This is a genomic window from Rathayibacter sp. PhB179 (assembly GCF_004345345.1).
In the GTDB taxonomy this organism is placed as follows: Bacteria; Actinomycetota; Actinomycetes; order Actinomycetales; family Microbacteriaceae; genus Rathayibacter; species Rathayibacter festucae.
On the sequence record NZ_SLVD01000009.1, the window covers coordinates 56,090 to 70,023 of the forward strand.

Consider the following 13,934-nt stretch of genomic DNA (forward strand, 5'->3'; position numbering starts at 1 on the left):
TCATGCTGGTCGAGTAGGCGCCGCAGGTGCCGTATCGAGACCTACCGACGCCGAAACATGGGCGAAACGTGTGTTGCAGTAAGGTCGGAACCTGAAACAGGTGTTTCTGCACGTCCGACTGCGAAGAAGGTGGCTCCCATTCCGACCGCGCCCGCGATCTCGACGTTCCTCCCCATCGACCCGCCGCCCCGGCTGCTGATGGGCCCCGGCCCGATCAACGCCGACCCGCGCGTGCTCCGCGCGATGTCCGCGCAGCTGGTGGGCCAGTACGACCCGTTCATGACCTCGATGATGAACGAGACGCAGGAGCTCTACCGCCGCGTCTTCGCCACGTCGAACGAGAAGACGATGCTGGTCGACGGCACCAGCCGCGCCGGCATCGAGGCGGCGCTCGTCTCGATGCTCGAGCCGGGCGACAGGGTGCTCGTGCCCGTCTTCGGCCGCTTCGGCCACCTCCTCCGCGAGATCGCCGAGCGCTGCGGCGCCGAGGTGCACGTGATCGAGGCGGAGTGGGGCCAGGTGTTCCCGGTCTCGGTGATCGCCGAGGCGATCGAGCGCGTGCGCCCCAAGGTGCTCGCGGTCGTGCACGGCGACACCTCGACGACGATGGCGCAGCCGCTCGAGGAGCTCGGCGCGGTCTGCGAGAAGCACGGCGTGCTGTTCTACACCGACGTCACCGCGTCGCTCGCGGGCAACGCGTTCGGCGCCGACGAGCTCGGCCTCGACGCCGTCTCGGCCGGGCTGCAGAAGTGCCTCGGCGGGCCGTCCGGCTCCGCTCCCGTCACCTTCTCCGAGCGCGCCGTCGCCGTGATCGAGGCGCGCAAGAGCATCGAGGCCGGGATCCGCGACGAGGGCGACGCGGTCAGCGCGCACCCGGTCCGGTCCAACTACTTCGACCTCGGCATGGTCTTCGACTACTGGGGCCCGCGCCGGCTCAACCACCACACCGAGGCCACGACGATGCTCTACGGCGCGCGCGAGTGCGCCCGGCTGATCGTCGAGGAGGGCCTCGAGACCACGATCGCGCGGCACGAGCTGCACGGCTCGGCGATGCTCGCCGGCGTCCAGGGGCTCGGCCTCCGCGTCTTCGGCGACCTCGCGCACAAGATGAACAACGTCGTCGCGGTGCACATCCCGGACGGCGTGAACGGCGACGCGGTGCGCGGCGCGATGCTGGAGGACTTCGGCATCGAGATCGGCACCTCCTTCGGGCCGCTGCACGGCAAGGTCTGGCGGATCGGCACGATGGGCTACAACGCGCGCCAGGACACGGTGCTGACCACCCTCGCCGCGCTCGAGGCGGTCCTGCGCCGCGCGGGCGCGACCGTCGCTCCGGGTGGCGGGGTCGCGGGCGCGTACGGCGTCTACGACTCCGCACGGGGAGGCGCGGCGTGAGCGTCGTCGACGCCGCCGCGATCATGGCGCGCTGCGACGAGCTCGCCGCGGTGTCGAGCACCCGCGGTGCGATCGAGCGCGTCTACCTCTCTCCCGAGCACGCCCGCGTCAACGCGATGGCCGCGCGCTGGATGGAGGACGCCGGCATGCGCACCTGGCAGGACGCGGCCGGCAACCAGTGCGGCCGCTACGAGGGCGCCACGCCCGGACTGCCCGCGCTGCTGCTGGGCTCGCACCTGGACACCGTGCCCGATGCGGGGCGCTACGACGGGGTCCTCGGCGTGATGCTCGCGATCGCCGTCGTCTCCCGGTTGAACGCCGCGGGCACGCGCCTGCCGTTCGCCGTCGAGGTCGTCGCGTTCGGCGACGAGGAGGGCACCCGCTTCGGCACGGCCCTGCTCGGCTCCCGCGCGGTCGCCGGCACCTGGGACGAGCACTGGTGGGAGCTGGAGGACGCGCACGGCACGACCCTCGTCGAGGCGTTCCACGAGTTCGGCCTCGACCCCTCGCGCATCTCGACCGCGGCGCGCGACGCCGCCGACGTCCTCGCCTACCTCGAGACGCACATCGAGCAGGGCCCGTACCTCGAGGAGGCGGACCGCGCGCTCGGCGTCGTCTCCTCCATCGCCGGGGCCCGCCGCTTCGCGCTGACCCTCACCGGCAAGGCCGGCCACGCGGGCGGCGTGCCGTTCGACCGCCGCCGCGACGCGCTGACCGGGGCCGCGGAGGCCGTGCTCGCCGTCGAGCGGATCGCCCGCGAGCACGGGGCGATCGCGACCGTCGGCCGCCTCGAGGCGTTCCCCGGCGCAGTCAACGTGATCCCGGGCCGGGTGGAGTTCTCGCTCGACCTGCGGGCCGAGTTCGACGACGTCCGCGACACCGTCTGGGACGGGATCGAGCACTCGATGTCGGAGTCGGCCCGCCGCCGTCGGCTCGCGCTGACCGTCGAGGAGACGCACGGAGCGCCCGCCGTCGTCGCGGCCGACTGGCTGCAGGACGTCGTCCGCACCGGCATCCGGGCGACCGGCGACGAGGAGCCGATGGTGCTGTTCTCGAAGGCCGGGCACGACGCGATGGCGATCGCCGACCTCACCGAGTACGCGATGCTCTTCGTCCGCTGCGAGGGCGGCGTCAGCCACCACCCCGAGGAGAACGTGACCGAGGCCGACGTCGCGACCGCGCTGGACGCCTTCGAGGCGGCGGTGCACGCGTTCGCCGAGGCGCGGGCAGGACGGGTGTGACCGCCTCTGCGCCGATCGCCGAGCACCGCGCCGAGGCCTCCGCACCGAGCATCGGTCACCGGATCGACGCGGGCTACGCCTCGCTCTCGCGGCAGGAGCAGCGCGCGGCCGACTTCATCCTCGACCACCTCGGCGACCTCGCCAGCTACACCGCCACCGAGCTCGCGCAGCACAGCGGAGTGTCGAAGGCCACGGTCTCGCGGCTCTTCCGCCGCCTGGGCTTCTCCAACTCGCAGGAGGTGCGCGAGCACGCGCGCGCGCTGCGCAGCTCCGGGGTGCCGGTCGGCCCGGCCTCGGCCGGTGCCCCCGCCGACGCGCTGGCCGCGCACCTCGAGAGCGAGCACGCGAACCTCCGCCGCCTCGCCACGACCTTCGCCGACGGGCGGCTCGAGGAGTCCGTCCGGCTGCTCTCCGGCGCCCGCGAGGTCGTCGTGATCGGCCTGCGCAACAGCTACCCGGTCGCGCTGCACCTGCGCCAGCAGCTCGCCCAGGCGCGTGCCCGGGTGCGGATCGCGCCGCAGCCCGGGCAGTCGCTCGGCGAGGAGATCGCCGGACTCGGCGCGGAGGACGCGGTGGTGCTGGTCGGCTTCCGGCGGCGGCCCGCCTCCTTCGCGGCCGTCGTCGACGTGCTGGCCGCGCACGGGGTGCCGGTCGTGCTGCTCGCCGATGCGCACGCGCGGCGGTTCGCCGACCGCTGCGCGGTCTGGCTGGAGTGTCCGGTCGACAGCGAGGCGGCGTTCGACAGCTACGCGGCGGCGATGAGCGCCGTCGCAGTGCTGGCCGCCGGGGTGCTCGGCGCCGTGCCGCGGGAGTCGCGCGAGCGCATCGCGGGCATCAGCACCCTGTACGCCGAACTGGCGGAGTTGGAGGAGCGGCCGTGAGCGCCGAGGCGGCCGAGCTGATCCGGGCGCACGCTCGGCATCCGGTGGGGCGGGACGAGACGGCGCCGGCGGAGGTGCTCGGCCGGGCAGAGCTGCTCACGCCGACCTGCGGCGACCGGATCGAGGTCCGGGTCTCCGGTGGCGCTGGTGCGCTGTCGGTGAGCTGGAGCGGGCGCGGCTGCGAGGTGTCGCAGGGCTCCGCGTCGCTGCTCGCGGACGAGCTCGACGGGCTCGACGCGGTGACGGTCCGCGGGCGCGTCACCGCCTTCCTCGAGGCGATGGCGGCGCACGACGCGGTGTCCGGACGCGCAGCGGAATCGGTCGCGGCCGAGCCGCTCGGCGACGAGGCGGCGCTGCTGCTGGTCGCCGCGAACCCGGTGCGCTCGGTCTGCGCGACCCTCGCCTGGCGCGCGCTGCGCGACGCGCTCGACGAGGGCGGGCTCGGATGACCGCGTCAGCCGGGTCCGTCGCGGTCTGCTCCCGAGAAGAGGTCGCCGCACTCGACCGCGAGGGCGCCGTGCCGCGCGAGGTAGTCGCGGGCCCCGGAGTCGCCGGTGAGCGCCGCCGAGAGCGGCCGCCAGTGCGCGCTGCCCAGGAGTACCGGGTGGCCGGGGCGGCCGCGGTAGGTCGCGCGGGCGAGAACTGCTGGACCGGCGGGGGAGTCGCTGAGGACCCGCGCGCCGACCGTGGCGGGCTCGTCGGGCAGATCGACGAGCGTGACGAGCGCGGCGTCGCCGTACGCGGCGCGCAGTCCGCTGCGCAGCGACGCGGAGAGTCCCTCGGCCCAGTCCTCCACGACAACGACCTGCGAACGCTCGGGCACCAGGCGGCGGGCCTCCCCGGCCTCAGCACCGAGCACTACGAGCACGCTCCCGCAGCCGGCGGCCTCGAGTCGCACCACCGCGCGCTCGACCCAGCCCACGCCCGCCGCATCGCGTCGCAGCGCCTTCGGTCCGCCCGCCCGGCGCCCCGCGCCCGCGGCGAGCACCACCCCCACCACGTCCATCCGACCATCGTGCCGCACACCCGGGCCGACGAGGAGACCGCATGACCGACCCCACCACCCTCCGCGACGCGCTGCTGGCGTGCCTCGCCGTCCCGCGCTGGGCCGACGAGGTCGCCGCGGGCGCGCCCTACGCCTCGACCGAGGCTCTGGCCGCCGCGGCCGACGCGCACGCGCGCACGCTGACCGCCGAGGAGGTGGAGGAGGCGCTGGCCGACCACCCGCGGATCGGCGAGCGGCACGCCGGCGCGGGACGCTCCTCCGACTTCTCCGCCGCCGAGCAGGCGTCGAGCCTCTCGCCCGACGAGGCGCTGGCCGAGCGGCTGCTGGCCGGCAACCGGGCCTACGAGGAGCGGTTCGGGCGGGTGTTCCTCATCCGCGCGGCCGGGCGCGACCGCGCCGAGATCGTCGCCGAGCTGGAGCGCCGGCTCGGCCTCGACGAGGACACCGAGCGCGGGATCGTCGCCGACCAGCTGCGCGAGATCACGGTGCTGCGGGTGCGCGCGCTCGGACCGGAGACCGGCGCCGTCGTGGAGGCGGGCCGATGAGCGCGCACCGCAGCCACGTCACGACGCACGTGCTCGACGCCGTGCTCGGCCGGCCGGCGCAGGACGTTCCGGTCGCGCTCGAGGCGCGACGAGGATCCGGCTGGGAGCCGATCGCGACCGCGCGGACCGACGCCGACGGCCGCGTCGCCGAGTTCGGCCCTACCGAGCTGCCCGCGGGGATCTACCGCGTCGTCTTCGACACCGCCGCGTACTTCGAGCGCTCGGGCACCGCGTCGTTCTACCCCGAGGTGGTCGTCGCGTTCCGCCTCGAGGACACGGCCGCGCACTTCCACATCCCGCTGCTGCTCAGCCCGTTCGCCTACTCGACCTACCGGGGGAGCTGAGCGTGCAGCTCCGGGAGCTCCTCGACGCACCGACGCTGCGGATCCGCGCCGTGCACACCACCGAGGAGGCGCTCGCGCGCGAGGTGAACTGGACGTTCACCACCGATCTGCTCGACCCGCGCCGCTATCTGGCGCGGGACCAGCTCGTGCTCACCGGCATGATGTGGCGGCGCACGGCCGAGGACAGCGAGACCTTCGTGGCCGCGGTCGCCTCCTCCGGTGCCGTCGCGCTGCTGGCCGGCGAGGGGCTCCTGGGCTTCGTGCCCGACGATCTGGTCGCGGCTTGCCGCGCGCACGGGGTCGCGCTGTTCGCCGTGCCGGCCGACGTGTCCTTCGCCTCGATCACCGCGCACCTCTCCAATGCGCTGGCGGGCGACCGGGTCGCGCGGCTGACAGCCGGGCTCGCGCGCCAGCGGCAGCTGCTGACCGAGGTCTACCGCGGGCAGCTGCTCGACGAGCTGATCGCCCGCACCTCGACCGAGCTCGGGAGGCCGGTGCGGGTGCTGACCGCGACCGGGCGCTCCGCCGCCGCGTCCGCGGATCCGCTGAGCGCCGACGAGGTCGACCGCGTCGTGCACGCAGCCCTCACGTCACGCCGCACCCCGGTGACGGTGCCGGACGCGCACGGAGGAGTGCTGTCGATCCTCGCCGTCGCGGGAGCGGAGGAGCACCGCGCCGCCTCGTGGTTCGTCGTCGTCGCCGGCGACTGGAACGGGTGGCACCCCTCGCTGCTCGACGCGATCACCGAGCTGACCGGTGTCATCGGGCTCTACCGGCTGCAGCGCGAGGCGGCCCTGCTCGCCGACGCGGCGCTCGCCGACCGGCTTCTCGAGCTGATCGAGGAGGACAGCGAGCAGCCGGAGACGGCGGTCTACCTCCGCCAGCTGGGCCTCGCCGGCGTCGAGCGGTTCGCGGTGCTGGCCGCGGCGGTGGACGGCGACGGCGAGCTCGCGCGCTCGGTGCTGACGGACGCGGTGGCGCACCTGGGTCGGGCCGTGGTGGGGCGCGATGCCGACGGTGCGGTGGCGCTGGTCCCGGTGGCGGACGACGAGGCCCTGGCCGTCGTGACCGCGGCGCTGCGCCGGGCCGGAGCGGCGCTCGACGGAGCGGTGCTGCGGGTCGGAGTGAGCGCGCCGAGTCCGCTGGCCGCGCTCGGTGGGGCGCTGCGGTCGGCGCGCTACGCGCTGCGGCTGCCGTCCGCGCCCGGCGACGCGTCGCCGGTGCGGATCGGGACGGCGGGCGAGGTGACCTCGGCGGTGCAGCTGCTGAGCGCGGTGCCCGACCACCTGCGCGCGGTGTTCGTCGAGCTGGTGCTCGGGCGGCTGCTCGAGCACGACGCGCGCTACAACTCGCAGCTGGTGGCGACGCTCTCGGCGTTCCTCGACTGCGGCGGCTCCTGGGTGCGCGCGGCCGAGCAGACGCACCTGCACCTCAACACGGTGCGCTACCGCATCGCCCGCGTGGAGGAGCTGACCCAGCGCGACCTCTCGAACACGTCGGACCGCGCCGACCTCTTCCTGGCGCTGCGGCTGCGCTGAGCAACCGTGCTGATCGAGTAGCGGGCCCAGCGCGCGTCTCGAGATCCGCCGGCGTCTGCACGCGTGGGTCTCGATACGCCCCTGGCGGGGCTACTCGACCAGCATGGAGGCGGGCCCTTCGGGTCTGCTCGACCAGCGCGGGGTCGGTCGCTTCAGCGCGGCAGCTCCTTCTTCGCTGGTCGAGTAGGGCGCGAAGCGGGCGTATCGAGATCCGCCGTTGTCTGCACGCGTGGGTCTCGATACGCCCCTGGCGGGGCTACTCGACCAGCATGAAAGGCGGGCCCCGCGGGGTTACTCCACCAGCACGCCTGCCGGGGGTCCTCGACGTACAGGCGCTGCGGCTGAGCCGGCCTGCTCAGGAGGCGTCGCGGTCGACGACGGGTTCGAACCAGGCCTGCAGCTCGACGAGTCCGTCCGGGTACTCGGCCGCGCGTTCGATCGCCTCGTCGGTGAGGACGATCATCCGGACCGTGAAGACAGGGTCGGGATCGTCGCCGCTCGTCTCGCTCGGCTGCCAGAGGCTCGAGGACAGGACGGTCTCGGCTGCGGCGAGGACCGGGTCGACCTGGACGCGGTCCAGGTCGTCGGCGGTGATGTCCGTCTGCAGGACGCAGAGTGCGCCCGGGTAGGCCGTGGCGAGATCCGCCGCGACGACCGCGGGGTCGGCGTCCGCCGCGACGGACAGCAGCGCGATCTGCGTGCTGTGGTCGATGAACGTCTGCGCGTTGCCGAGCACAGTGTGCGGGTGCGCCTGCTGGTAGGCGGCGGCCTCGTGCAGCCCGAGCGCCGCCATCGACCGCCAGCCGCCCGCCGGAGCGGTGCAGCCCTCGGGCTGCGGGATGGGCTGGGCGTCGGAGTAGGCGATCTTCTCCTCGTCCGTCGCGAAGCTCGGAGCCGGCGTCGGCGCGGCGGTCGGCGTGCTGCTGCCCACGGGGACGTACCGCTCGCCGTCGGCGCTGACGAAGTCGAAGGAGGTTCCCGAGAGGCGTCCGACCACGTAGGCGGGGATCGTCTCGACGCCGTCCTCGGTCCGCGGCCGGAACCCCTGCGCCGCGCTCTGCGCGCGGAGGTCGTCGGGTGCGATCCCGCTGAGGGAGAGCCCGTCCTCGCACGGGGACGGTCCCATGATGAAGCCGGGATCGCTGTCGAACTGGCAGAGGCGCATTGCGTCGCCGGTGAATCGGATGTCGACCGCTGCCGCGACCAGGTCACCGGCGGTGGGCGCGGCGCTCGCGTCGGGCGTCGACGCCGGTGTCGGAGGCGACGCGCAGCCGGCGAGCACGAGGCCCAGCAGCGCGGAGGCGAGAACCGGGGCGAGTCGACGGGTCATGGCCCGACGCTAGCGCGCTGCTCCGCCCGAGGACAGGATCATCGGGATCACGACTCGAGCGGAGGCCGCGTGGACGGGGACGACGGCCCGTCACTCCGCCGGGGCGACGACGCGGCGGCCCTGCACGTGGACGGCGGCGATGGCGGGCTCGCGCAGGCCCAGGAGCAGGGCGAACAGCAGCTGGGCCGTCGCCTCCTCCGGGTCGTCGGCGCGGACGCCGAGGGCGAGCACCTCTGCGAGCGGCTCCCAGCGGTCGGGCTCGATGCGGAGGAAGTCGGCGTCCTTGCCGAGGTCGAAGTTACCGAAGCGCTCCTCCATGTCGAGCGCGCGCGCACCGGCCAGCGTCGCGGTGAAGAGCAGTTGGGCCGGGTGCAGCGCGATCGATGCGTCGCCCTCCTCCGACAGGTGCACCTTGAAGGCGTCGTTCGCCACCCGTGCGAGCAGCCACTCGTCGCCGGCGCCGATGTCGCTGCCGAGCGCGATCGTCACGCCCGCGGCCGCGGTGCGCCGCCACGGCATCGTCCCCGAGCCGAGGAACTGCTGCGAGGTGGGGCAGTGCGCGATCGAGGTGCCGGTCGCGGCCATCCGGTGCAGCTCCGCGTCCTGGCAGTGCACGGCGTGCGCGAGGATCGTCCGCCGGCCGAGCAGCGAGGAGCCGCCGCGCCGCGAGCCGGGCAGGAACAGCCCGTCGTAGGTGTCCAGGTAGCTGCGGGTGCCGAAGCTCGCCCGGACCGCCGCGATCTCGCCGTCGCCCGGCCGGTCGTTCTCGTTGAGGTGGCTGTGCACGTACACGCCGAGGTCGCGCACGCCGTCGTAGAGCTCGCCGAGCCCGGCGAGCGTCGTCGGGCTCACCGACAGCGAGAAGCGGGGGACGATCGCGACCTGCTGCAACGCCGTCGAGGGGTCGCCGGTGTCGACCGCGTGCCAGCGGTCGATCTCCTCGGCGACGAGCGCGAGCGCCTCGTCCTCGCCGGTCAGCAGCGCCGCGGCCGACGGCGGCCCGACCGTCTGCAGTCCGCGACCCGACACCGTCCGCAGGCCCGCCTCGACACTCCGCTCGAACAGCGCGTCCTGCGCGTGCGGGAACGCCGAGCCGAAGACCATCGCCGCGGTCGTCCCGGCGCTCACCCGGCGGCGGGTGAAGGCGCGTGCGATGCGGCTCGCGAACTCCTCGTCGGCGAGCCGCGACTCCGCCGGGAAGATCGCCGTGTCGAGCCACTCCAGCAGCTGCCCGCCGCCGAACGCGTCGGTCGAGTACGTCTGCGGGAAGTGCAGGTGCGTGTCGACGAAGCCGGGCAGCAAGAACGCGCCCGCGTCGCCAGTGACCGGCCAGTCCGCATAGTCGCGGGGGAGGGCGGCGTGCGGTCCGACCCAGAGGATCGTTCCGGTGTCGCCGACGACGAGCGCGCCGTCGGGGATCGAGACCAGCGCCTCGGCGGCCGTCTCGACGGTGGGCCGGCCGGCCACGTGCAGGACGTGGCCGCGGTGCACGCCGCGCGAACCGGCGCCCGGACCGGACCCTCCGCTCACACCAGTCCCGAGTACGCGTACCAGGCGGGCCCGGCGTCCGGCGCGTCGTCGCGGGTGACGGCGGCCTGGATCAGGCCGTAGGGCCGGTCGGCGGCGTGGTAGACCTCGTTGTCGTTCTCCACGCCGAAGGGCGAGAGGTCGTAGAGGAAGTGGTGCTTGTTCGGGGCCGAGAGGCGCACCTCGACGATCTGCGGGAACTCCTCCAGCACCGCCTTGCCCATCTCGAAGAGCGTCTGCTGCAGGGCGAGCGAGTGCACGGTGGCGAAGCGGCTGATCATCAGTGCCTTCACTCCGGCGTAGACGGCCTCCCAGTCGCTCGCGGCGATCTCCTGGTCGCTGAGGGCGAAGCGCCACTTCGCGACCAGCGAGGTCGCCATCACGCGGTCCCGAGTGGGCGGGAGCACCGTGTACGGGTCGGTCAGGAAGCCGTGGAACTCCGAGCCGGTGGACTTGAGGATCGTCAGGTCCTTGAAGCCGCCGGTGATCCAGACCTGCTGCGCGTCGCCGGTGCCCTCGACGGTGACGGAGGCGATGCGCACCTCCTGGCCCTTGCGGACCCAGGTGTGGTCGTGCTCGGCGCCGTCGACCAGGACGCGCTCCCAGGCGAACTCCTCGATCTCGATCCGCGCGCCGTGCACGGTCTCGGTGCCGTCGACGAAGTGCCGGGCCAGCTCGAGGCCGTACGCCTCGATCGAGCGCAGCCCCTTCTCCTTGGCGAAGGAGTAGGCGGTCTGCTTCTGGGTGTCGGTGGGGAGGACCGCGGACTGGTCGCCGGTGAGGTGCGCGGCCGCGAAGTCGCCGCGCAGGGCGGTCGAGACGTTCACATCGTGGATCTCGTGCCGGGGGCTGTCGCGGTAGATCCGGACGACGCGGTTCTCGGCCTTCCCGTACTGGTGGTCTCCGAGGATGATCGACATGTCCGCTCCTGTTCGCGTTCGGTGGTTCGTGGGGCTCTGCGGGCGTCCGCGGTCGCGCGGCCGGGCGGTGCCCGTCTGCCAGGATGCCGCCCGCGGCGATCCCGTCGCACCGGCGGAGCACTCAGCGTCCGGCGCCCGCCTCACCCGAGTCTTGTGCGATCCGCCCGGACCCACGCCCGGAACCGCGGGAGTTCACACGGCGGAAACGTGACCGGAACACGCGGCCCGGCCCCGTCGCTGCGACTCCGCCGCCGGTGACGGCTCAGGGCCGCTCGAGCAGCCGGCCGACCGGCGCCTCGCTGCCGTCCGTGACCCGGACTCCGCCGACCCAGGTCGCCGCGACGGCGCCGCGCAGCACGCGTCCGTCGTAGGCGGAGACCTTGTTCTTGTGCGAGAGCGCGTCGACGTCCACCGGCGACGCCGCCTCCGGCTCGAACGCGACCAGGTCGGCGTCCGCTCCGGCGCGCAGCAGCCCCTTCTGCCCGAGCCCGGCGAAGGCGGCGGTCGCCGTCGACATCCAGGCGACGACCTGCTCCAGCGGGATCCCGCGCTCGCGCGCGCCCGTCCAGACCGCGCGGAAGCTCAGCTCGAGCCCGGAGATGCCGCCCCAGGCGAGGCCGAAGTCGCCGTCGTGCGCGAACTTGAGCTCGGCCGTGGCGGGGGAGTGATCGGAGGCGATCAGGTCGATCGTGCCGTCGAGCAGGCCCTTCCAGAGCAGCTCGCGATTGCGCTCGTCCCGGATCGGCGGGCAGCACTTGAACTGCGTGCCGCCGTCGGGGATCGTCTCCGCATCGAAGGTGAGGTAGTGCGGGCAGGTCTCCGCGGTGATCCGCAGCCCCTCGGCCTTCGCCTCGCGCAGCAGCGGCAGCGCCTCGGCGGAGGACAGGTGCAGGATGTGCGCCCGCCCGCCCGTCTCGCGGACGGCCTGGATCACGCTCGCGATCGCCGAGTTCTCGGAAGCGGGCGGCCGGGAGTCGACGAAGGCGTCGTAGGAGGTGCCGCCGGCGTTGGCGCTCGCCTCGAGCTCGTCCGGGTCCTCGGCGTGCACGATCAGCAGGCCGTCGAACGCGGCGATCTCGGCCATCGCCGCGAACAGCTGCTCGGTGCTGAGGTGCGGGAACTCGTCGACGCCGCTCGGCGAGAGGAAGCACTTGAAGCCGAAGACGCCCGCGTCGTGCAGCTCGCGCAGGGTGCCGAGGTTCTCCGGGATCGCCCCGCCCCAGAAGCCGACGTCGACGAGCGCCTGCGGACCGGCCGCGGCCTTCTTGGCGCCCAGCCCCGCGACGGTGGTGGTCGGCGGGATCGAGTTCAGCGGCATGTCGATGATCGTGGTGACGCCGCCGGCCGCTGCCGCACGAGTGGCGGAGGCGAAGCCCTCCCACTCGGTGCGGCCGGGCTCGTTCACGTGCACGTGGGTGTCGACGATCCCCGGCAGCAGCACCTGGCCGGCGGGGAGGACGACCTCCTCGAGGGTCTTCCAGGGCGCGTCGATGTCGCCGACGGCGACGATGAGACCGCCCGCGACGGCGACGCTGGCGGGCCGCGTCCCGTTCTCGGTGAGGACGGCGGAGGAGCGGATCACGAGGTCGAGCGAGGGGGAGTCGTCGGGCATGGGTTCGACCATATACTCGGCATGTTTCCCGCGTGTGAGCGCCCGCCGGCCGCACGACCCGGCTCCGCGCCCTCCCGCCCGTTGACGTCGGAGGCCGCCGTGCTCGAACTCGCCGTACCGCTCCTCGCGCGCGTCGAGGCGGGCGAGAGCGTCGCCGTGGTCACCGTGACCCACGTCTTCGGCTCGGCGCCGCGCGCCCTCGGCTCCTCCATGGCGGTCGACGCGGCAGGCAGCGCCATCGGCTCGATCTCGGGCGGCTGCGTCGAGGCCCAGGCCTACGCGCTCGCGCAGGAGGTGCTCGGCTCCGGCGGCTCCGGCTCGGAGCACTTCGGCTTCGACGACGAGGCGGCGTTCGCGGCCGGTCTCTCCTGCGGCGGGCAGCTGCGGGTCTTCGGCCACGTCGTCGACGCGAGCTCGGGGGCCGTGCTGGCCGAGCTGCGGGCCGCGCGGGCCGGGCGGCAGGCGGGGCTGGCGATGATCGTCGGCGGGCCGGACGAGCTCGTCGGCATGGTGCTGACCGGCGCGACCCGCGCTCAGGACGTGGTGGGACCGTCGCTGGACGAGGACACGGTGCGCCGGATCCTCGCCGAGCGGGCCGCGCGCCTGGCCTCGGGCCGCTCGGCGACGGTCGAGATCGCCTGCCAGGGCGTCGAGCTCGAGGTGACCTACGTCGTGAGTGCCGAGAAGCCGCGCCTGCTGATCTTCGGCGCCGTCGACTTCTCCGCAGCGCTCTGCGCGGCCGGGGCGCTGCTCGGCTACCGGGTGACGGTCTGCGACGCGCGGCCGGTGTTCGCGACGGCGGAGCGGTTCCCGGGCGCCGACGAGGTCGTGGTCGAGTGGCCGTCCGACTACCTCGCGGCGACGGAGGTGGACGAGCGCACGGTGATCGCGGTGCTCACCCACGACGAGAAGTTCGACGTGCCGCTGCTCGAGACGGCGCTGACGCTGCCCGCCGCCTACATCGGCGCGATGGGCTCCCGGCGCACGCATGAGCGGCGGCTGCGGCTGCTGCGCGAGGCCGGCGTGGCGGAGGAGTCGCTCGCCCGGCTGCACTCGCCGATCGGCCTGGACATCGGCGCGTCGACGCCGGAGGAGACGGCGGTCTCGATCCTCGCGGAGGTGCTGGCGGTGCGCGCCGGGGCATCGGGGGCGCGGCTGGCGGGGCGGTCGGGGCCGATCCACGCCTCGCGCTGACGGGCGCGAGGGCAACCTGACCACGATCTACTTCGGGGTACAAACACCTCGTGAGGAAACCCGAGACTCGAGCGGGCGCTCCGCTTCGCCGCCGTCATACCTGTAAATACCTTCGGATTACTTCTTGCCTAAGTGCTTCTCTGTCGACGGGGCTCCTAGTGGATGCGGCCCTCTCAGGTCAACTCGGTGTGCTCAACGAACGCCGATCCAATGGTCACGCCAAGGGTTCGCCTACTGTCGATGAGCAAAACTACTCTCCGCAGCGCGGCACGCCTTCACCGTAAGGCGTAAGTGGAATCACGCAGAGCAGCCAATATCAAGGTGCAATATTCGGGCTAGTTCGCTGTTCGCAGGGCGCAAGTTTGATCGCGTGCGACCTCCGAACTTGGCAAAATGATTGC

Annotated in this window: 13 protein-coding genes; 8 read left to right on the forward strand and 5 right to left on the reverse strand. The window is 73.6% G+C overall.

All coding sequences use genetic code 11. The features are described 5' to 3' along the window. Nucleotides 1–198: 198 nt before the first annotated feature. The 4 genes from EDF43_RS17030 to EDF43_RS17045 are packed head-to-tail and all read left to right on the forward strand — an operon-like array spanning nucleotide 199 to nucleotide 3,966. Nucleotides 199–1,395, forward strand: a complete 1,197-nt coding sequence (locus EDF43_RS17030; RefSeq protein WP_132437893.1) for an alanine--glyoxylate aminotransferase family protein — start codon at nucleotides 199–201, stop codon at nucleotides 1,393–1,395. Further along, entirely contained in the window at nucleotides 1,392–2,636 is a 1,245-nt protein-coding gene (locus tag EDF43_RS17035; protein WP_243646354.1) for an allantoate amidohydrolase, read from the forward strand. The genes EDF43_RS17030 and EDF43_RS17035 overlap by 4 nt, the downstream gene beginning before the upstream one ends. Next, nucleotides 2,633–3,517, forward strand: coding sequence for a MurR/RpiR family transcriptional regulator (locus EDF43_RS17040; RefSeq protein ID WP_243646355.1), 885 nt, complete (start codon nucleotides 2,633–2,635; stop codon nucleotides 3,515–3,517). Before EDF43_RS17035 ends, EDF43_RS17040 begins: the two co-directional genes overlap by 4 nt. Next, nucleotides 3,514–3,966 carry an iron-sulfur cluster assembly scaffold protein gene (locus tag EDF43_RS17045; protein ID WP_132437802.1) on the forward strand — a complete coding sequence of 151 codons (453 nt, stop codon included), beginning with the start codon at nucleotides 3,514–3,516 and terminating at the stop codon, nucleotides 3,964–3,966. Before EDF43_RS17040 ends, EDF43_RS17045 begins: the two co-directional genes overlap by 4 nt. Nucleotides 3,967–3,971: 5 nt before the next feature. Here EDF43_RS17045 and EDF43_RS17050 read toward each other — a convergent pair whose 3' ends face one another. Further along, nucleotides 3,972–4,523 carry an NTP transferase domain-containing protein gene (locus tag EDF43_RS17050; protein ID WP_132437803.1) on the reverse strand — a complete coding sequence of 184 codons (552 nt, stop codon included), beginning with the start codon at nucleotides 4,521–4,523 and terminating at the stop codon, nucleotides 3,972–3,974. A 41-nt stretch (nucleotides 4,524–4,564) separates the two neighbouring features. Here EDF43_RS17050 and uraD point away from each other — a divergent pair, with 41 nt between their 5' ends. The 3 genes from uraD to EDF43_RS17065 are packed head-to-tail and all read left to right on the forward strand — an operon-like array spanning nucleotide 4,565 to nucleotide 6,950. After that, on the forward strand, nucleotides 4,565–5,068 hold the full coding sequence (gene uraD / locus EDF43_RS17055) for a 2-oxo-4-hydroxy-4-carboxy-5-ureidoimidazoline decarboxylase (protein ID WP_132437804.1): 504 nt from the start codon (nucleotides 4,565–4,567) through the stop codon (nucleotides 5,066–5,068). Then, the gene (uraH, locus tag EDF43_RS17060) at nucleotides 5,065–5,412 is read left to right on the forward strand and encodes a hydroxyisourate hydrolase (protein WP_132437805.1); all 348 of its coding nucleotides are present in this window, start codon (nucleotides 5,065–5,067) and stop codon (nucleotides 5,410–5,412) included. Before uraD ends, uraH begins: the two co-directional genes overlap by 4 nt. Before the next feature lie 2 nt (nucleotides 5,413–5,414). Continuing rightward, the gene (locus EDF43_RS17065; protein ID WP_132437806.1) at nucleotides 5,415–6,950 is read left to right on the forward strand and encodes a helix-turn-helix domain-containing protein; all 1,536 of its coding nucleotides are present in this window, start codon (nucleotides 5,415–5,417) and stop codon (nucleotides 6,948–6,950) included. Nucleotides 6,951–7,305: 355 nt separating this feature from the next. Here EDF43_RS17065 and EDF43_RS17070 read toward each other — a convergent pair whose 3' ends face one another. The 4 genes from EDF43_RS17070 to allB form a co-directional block, all read right to left on the reverse strand. Next, on the reverse strand, nucleotides 7,306–8,280 hold the full coding sequence (locus tag EDF43_RS17070) for a hypothetical protein (RefSeq protein WP_132437807.1): 975 nt from the start codon (nucleotides 8,278–8,280) through the stop codon (nucleotides 7,306–7,308). 90 nt (nucleotides 8,281–8,370) lie between these two features. Beyond that, on the reverse strand, nucleotides 8,371–9,810 hold the full coding sequence (locus tag EDF43_RS17075) for an amidohydrolase family protein (RefSeq protein ID WP_207901819.1): 1,440 nt from the start codon (nucleotides 9,808–9,810) through the stop codon (nucleotides 8,371–8,373). Further along, nucleotides 9,807–10,727 carry a factor-independent urate hydroxylase gene (gene pucL, locus EDF43_RS17080; protein WP_132437809.1) on the reverse strand — a complete coding sequence of 307 codons (921 nt, stop codon included), beginning with the start codon at nucleotides 10,725–10,727 and terminating at the stop codon, nucleotides 9,807–9,809. Before pucL ends, EDF43_RS17075 begins: the two co-directional genes overlap by 4 nt. A gap of 262 nt (nucleotides 10,728–10,989) precedes the next feature. After that, nucleotides 10,990–12,339, reverse strand: a complete 1,350-nt coding sequence (gene allB, locus EDF43_RS17085; protein WP_132437810.1) for an allantoinase AllB — start codon at nucleotides 12,337–12,339, stop codon at nucleotides 10,990–10,992. Nucleotides 12,340–12,438: 99 nt separating this feature from the next. Between allB and EDF43_RS17090 the strand changes: the two genes are divergently transcribed. Then, nucleotides 12,439–13,533, forward strand: a complete 1,095-nt coding sequence (locus EDF43_RS17090) for an XdhC/CoxI family protein (protein WP_132437811.1) — start codon at nucleotides 12,439–12,441, stop codon at nucleotides 13,531–13,533. The last annotated feature ends 401 nt before the right edge of the window (nucleotides 13,534–13,934 follow it).

Excerpts from the sequence above, each read along its gene's own strand:
- EDF43_RS17050 (WP_132437803.1), bottom strand. The coding sequence starts at position 4,523 with ATGGACGTGGTGGGGGTGGTGCTCGCCGCGGGCGCGGGGCGCCGGGCG.
- allB (WP_132437810.1), bottom strand. The coding sequence starts at position 12,339 with ATGCCCGACGACTCCCCCTCGCTCGACCTCGTGATCCGCTCCTCCGCC.
- uraH (WP_132437805.1), top strand. The coding sequence starts at position 5,065 with ATGAGCGCGCACCGCAGCCACGTCACGACGCACGTGCTCGACGCCGTG.
- EDF43_RS17030 (WP_132437893.1), top strand. The coding sequence starts at position 199 with ATGGGCCCCGGCCCGATCAACGCCGACCCGCGCGTGCTCCGCGCGATG.
- uraD (WP_132437804.1), top strand. The coding sequence starts at position 4,565 with ATGACCGACCCCACCACCCTCCGCGACGCGCTGCTGGCGTGCCTCGCC.
- EDF43_RS17070 (WP_132437807.1), bottom strand. The coding sequence starts at position 8,280 with ATGACCCGTCGACTCGCCCCGGTTCTCGCCTCCGCGCTGCTGGGCCTC.
- pucL (WP_132437809.1), bottom strand. The coding sequence starts at position 10,727 with ATGTCGATCATCCTCGGAGACCACCAGTACGGGAAGGCCGAGAACCGC.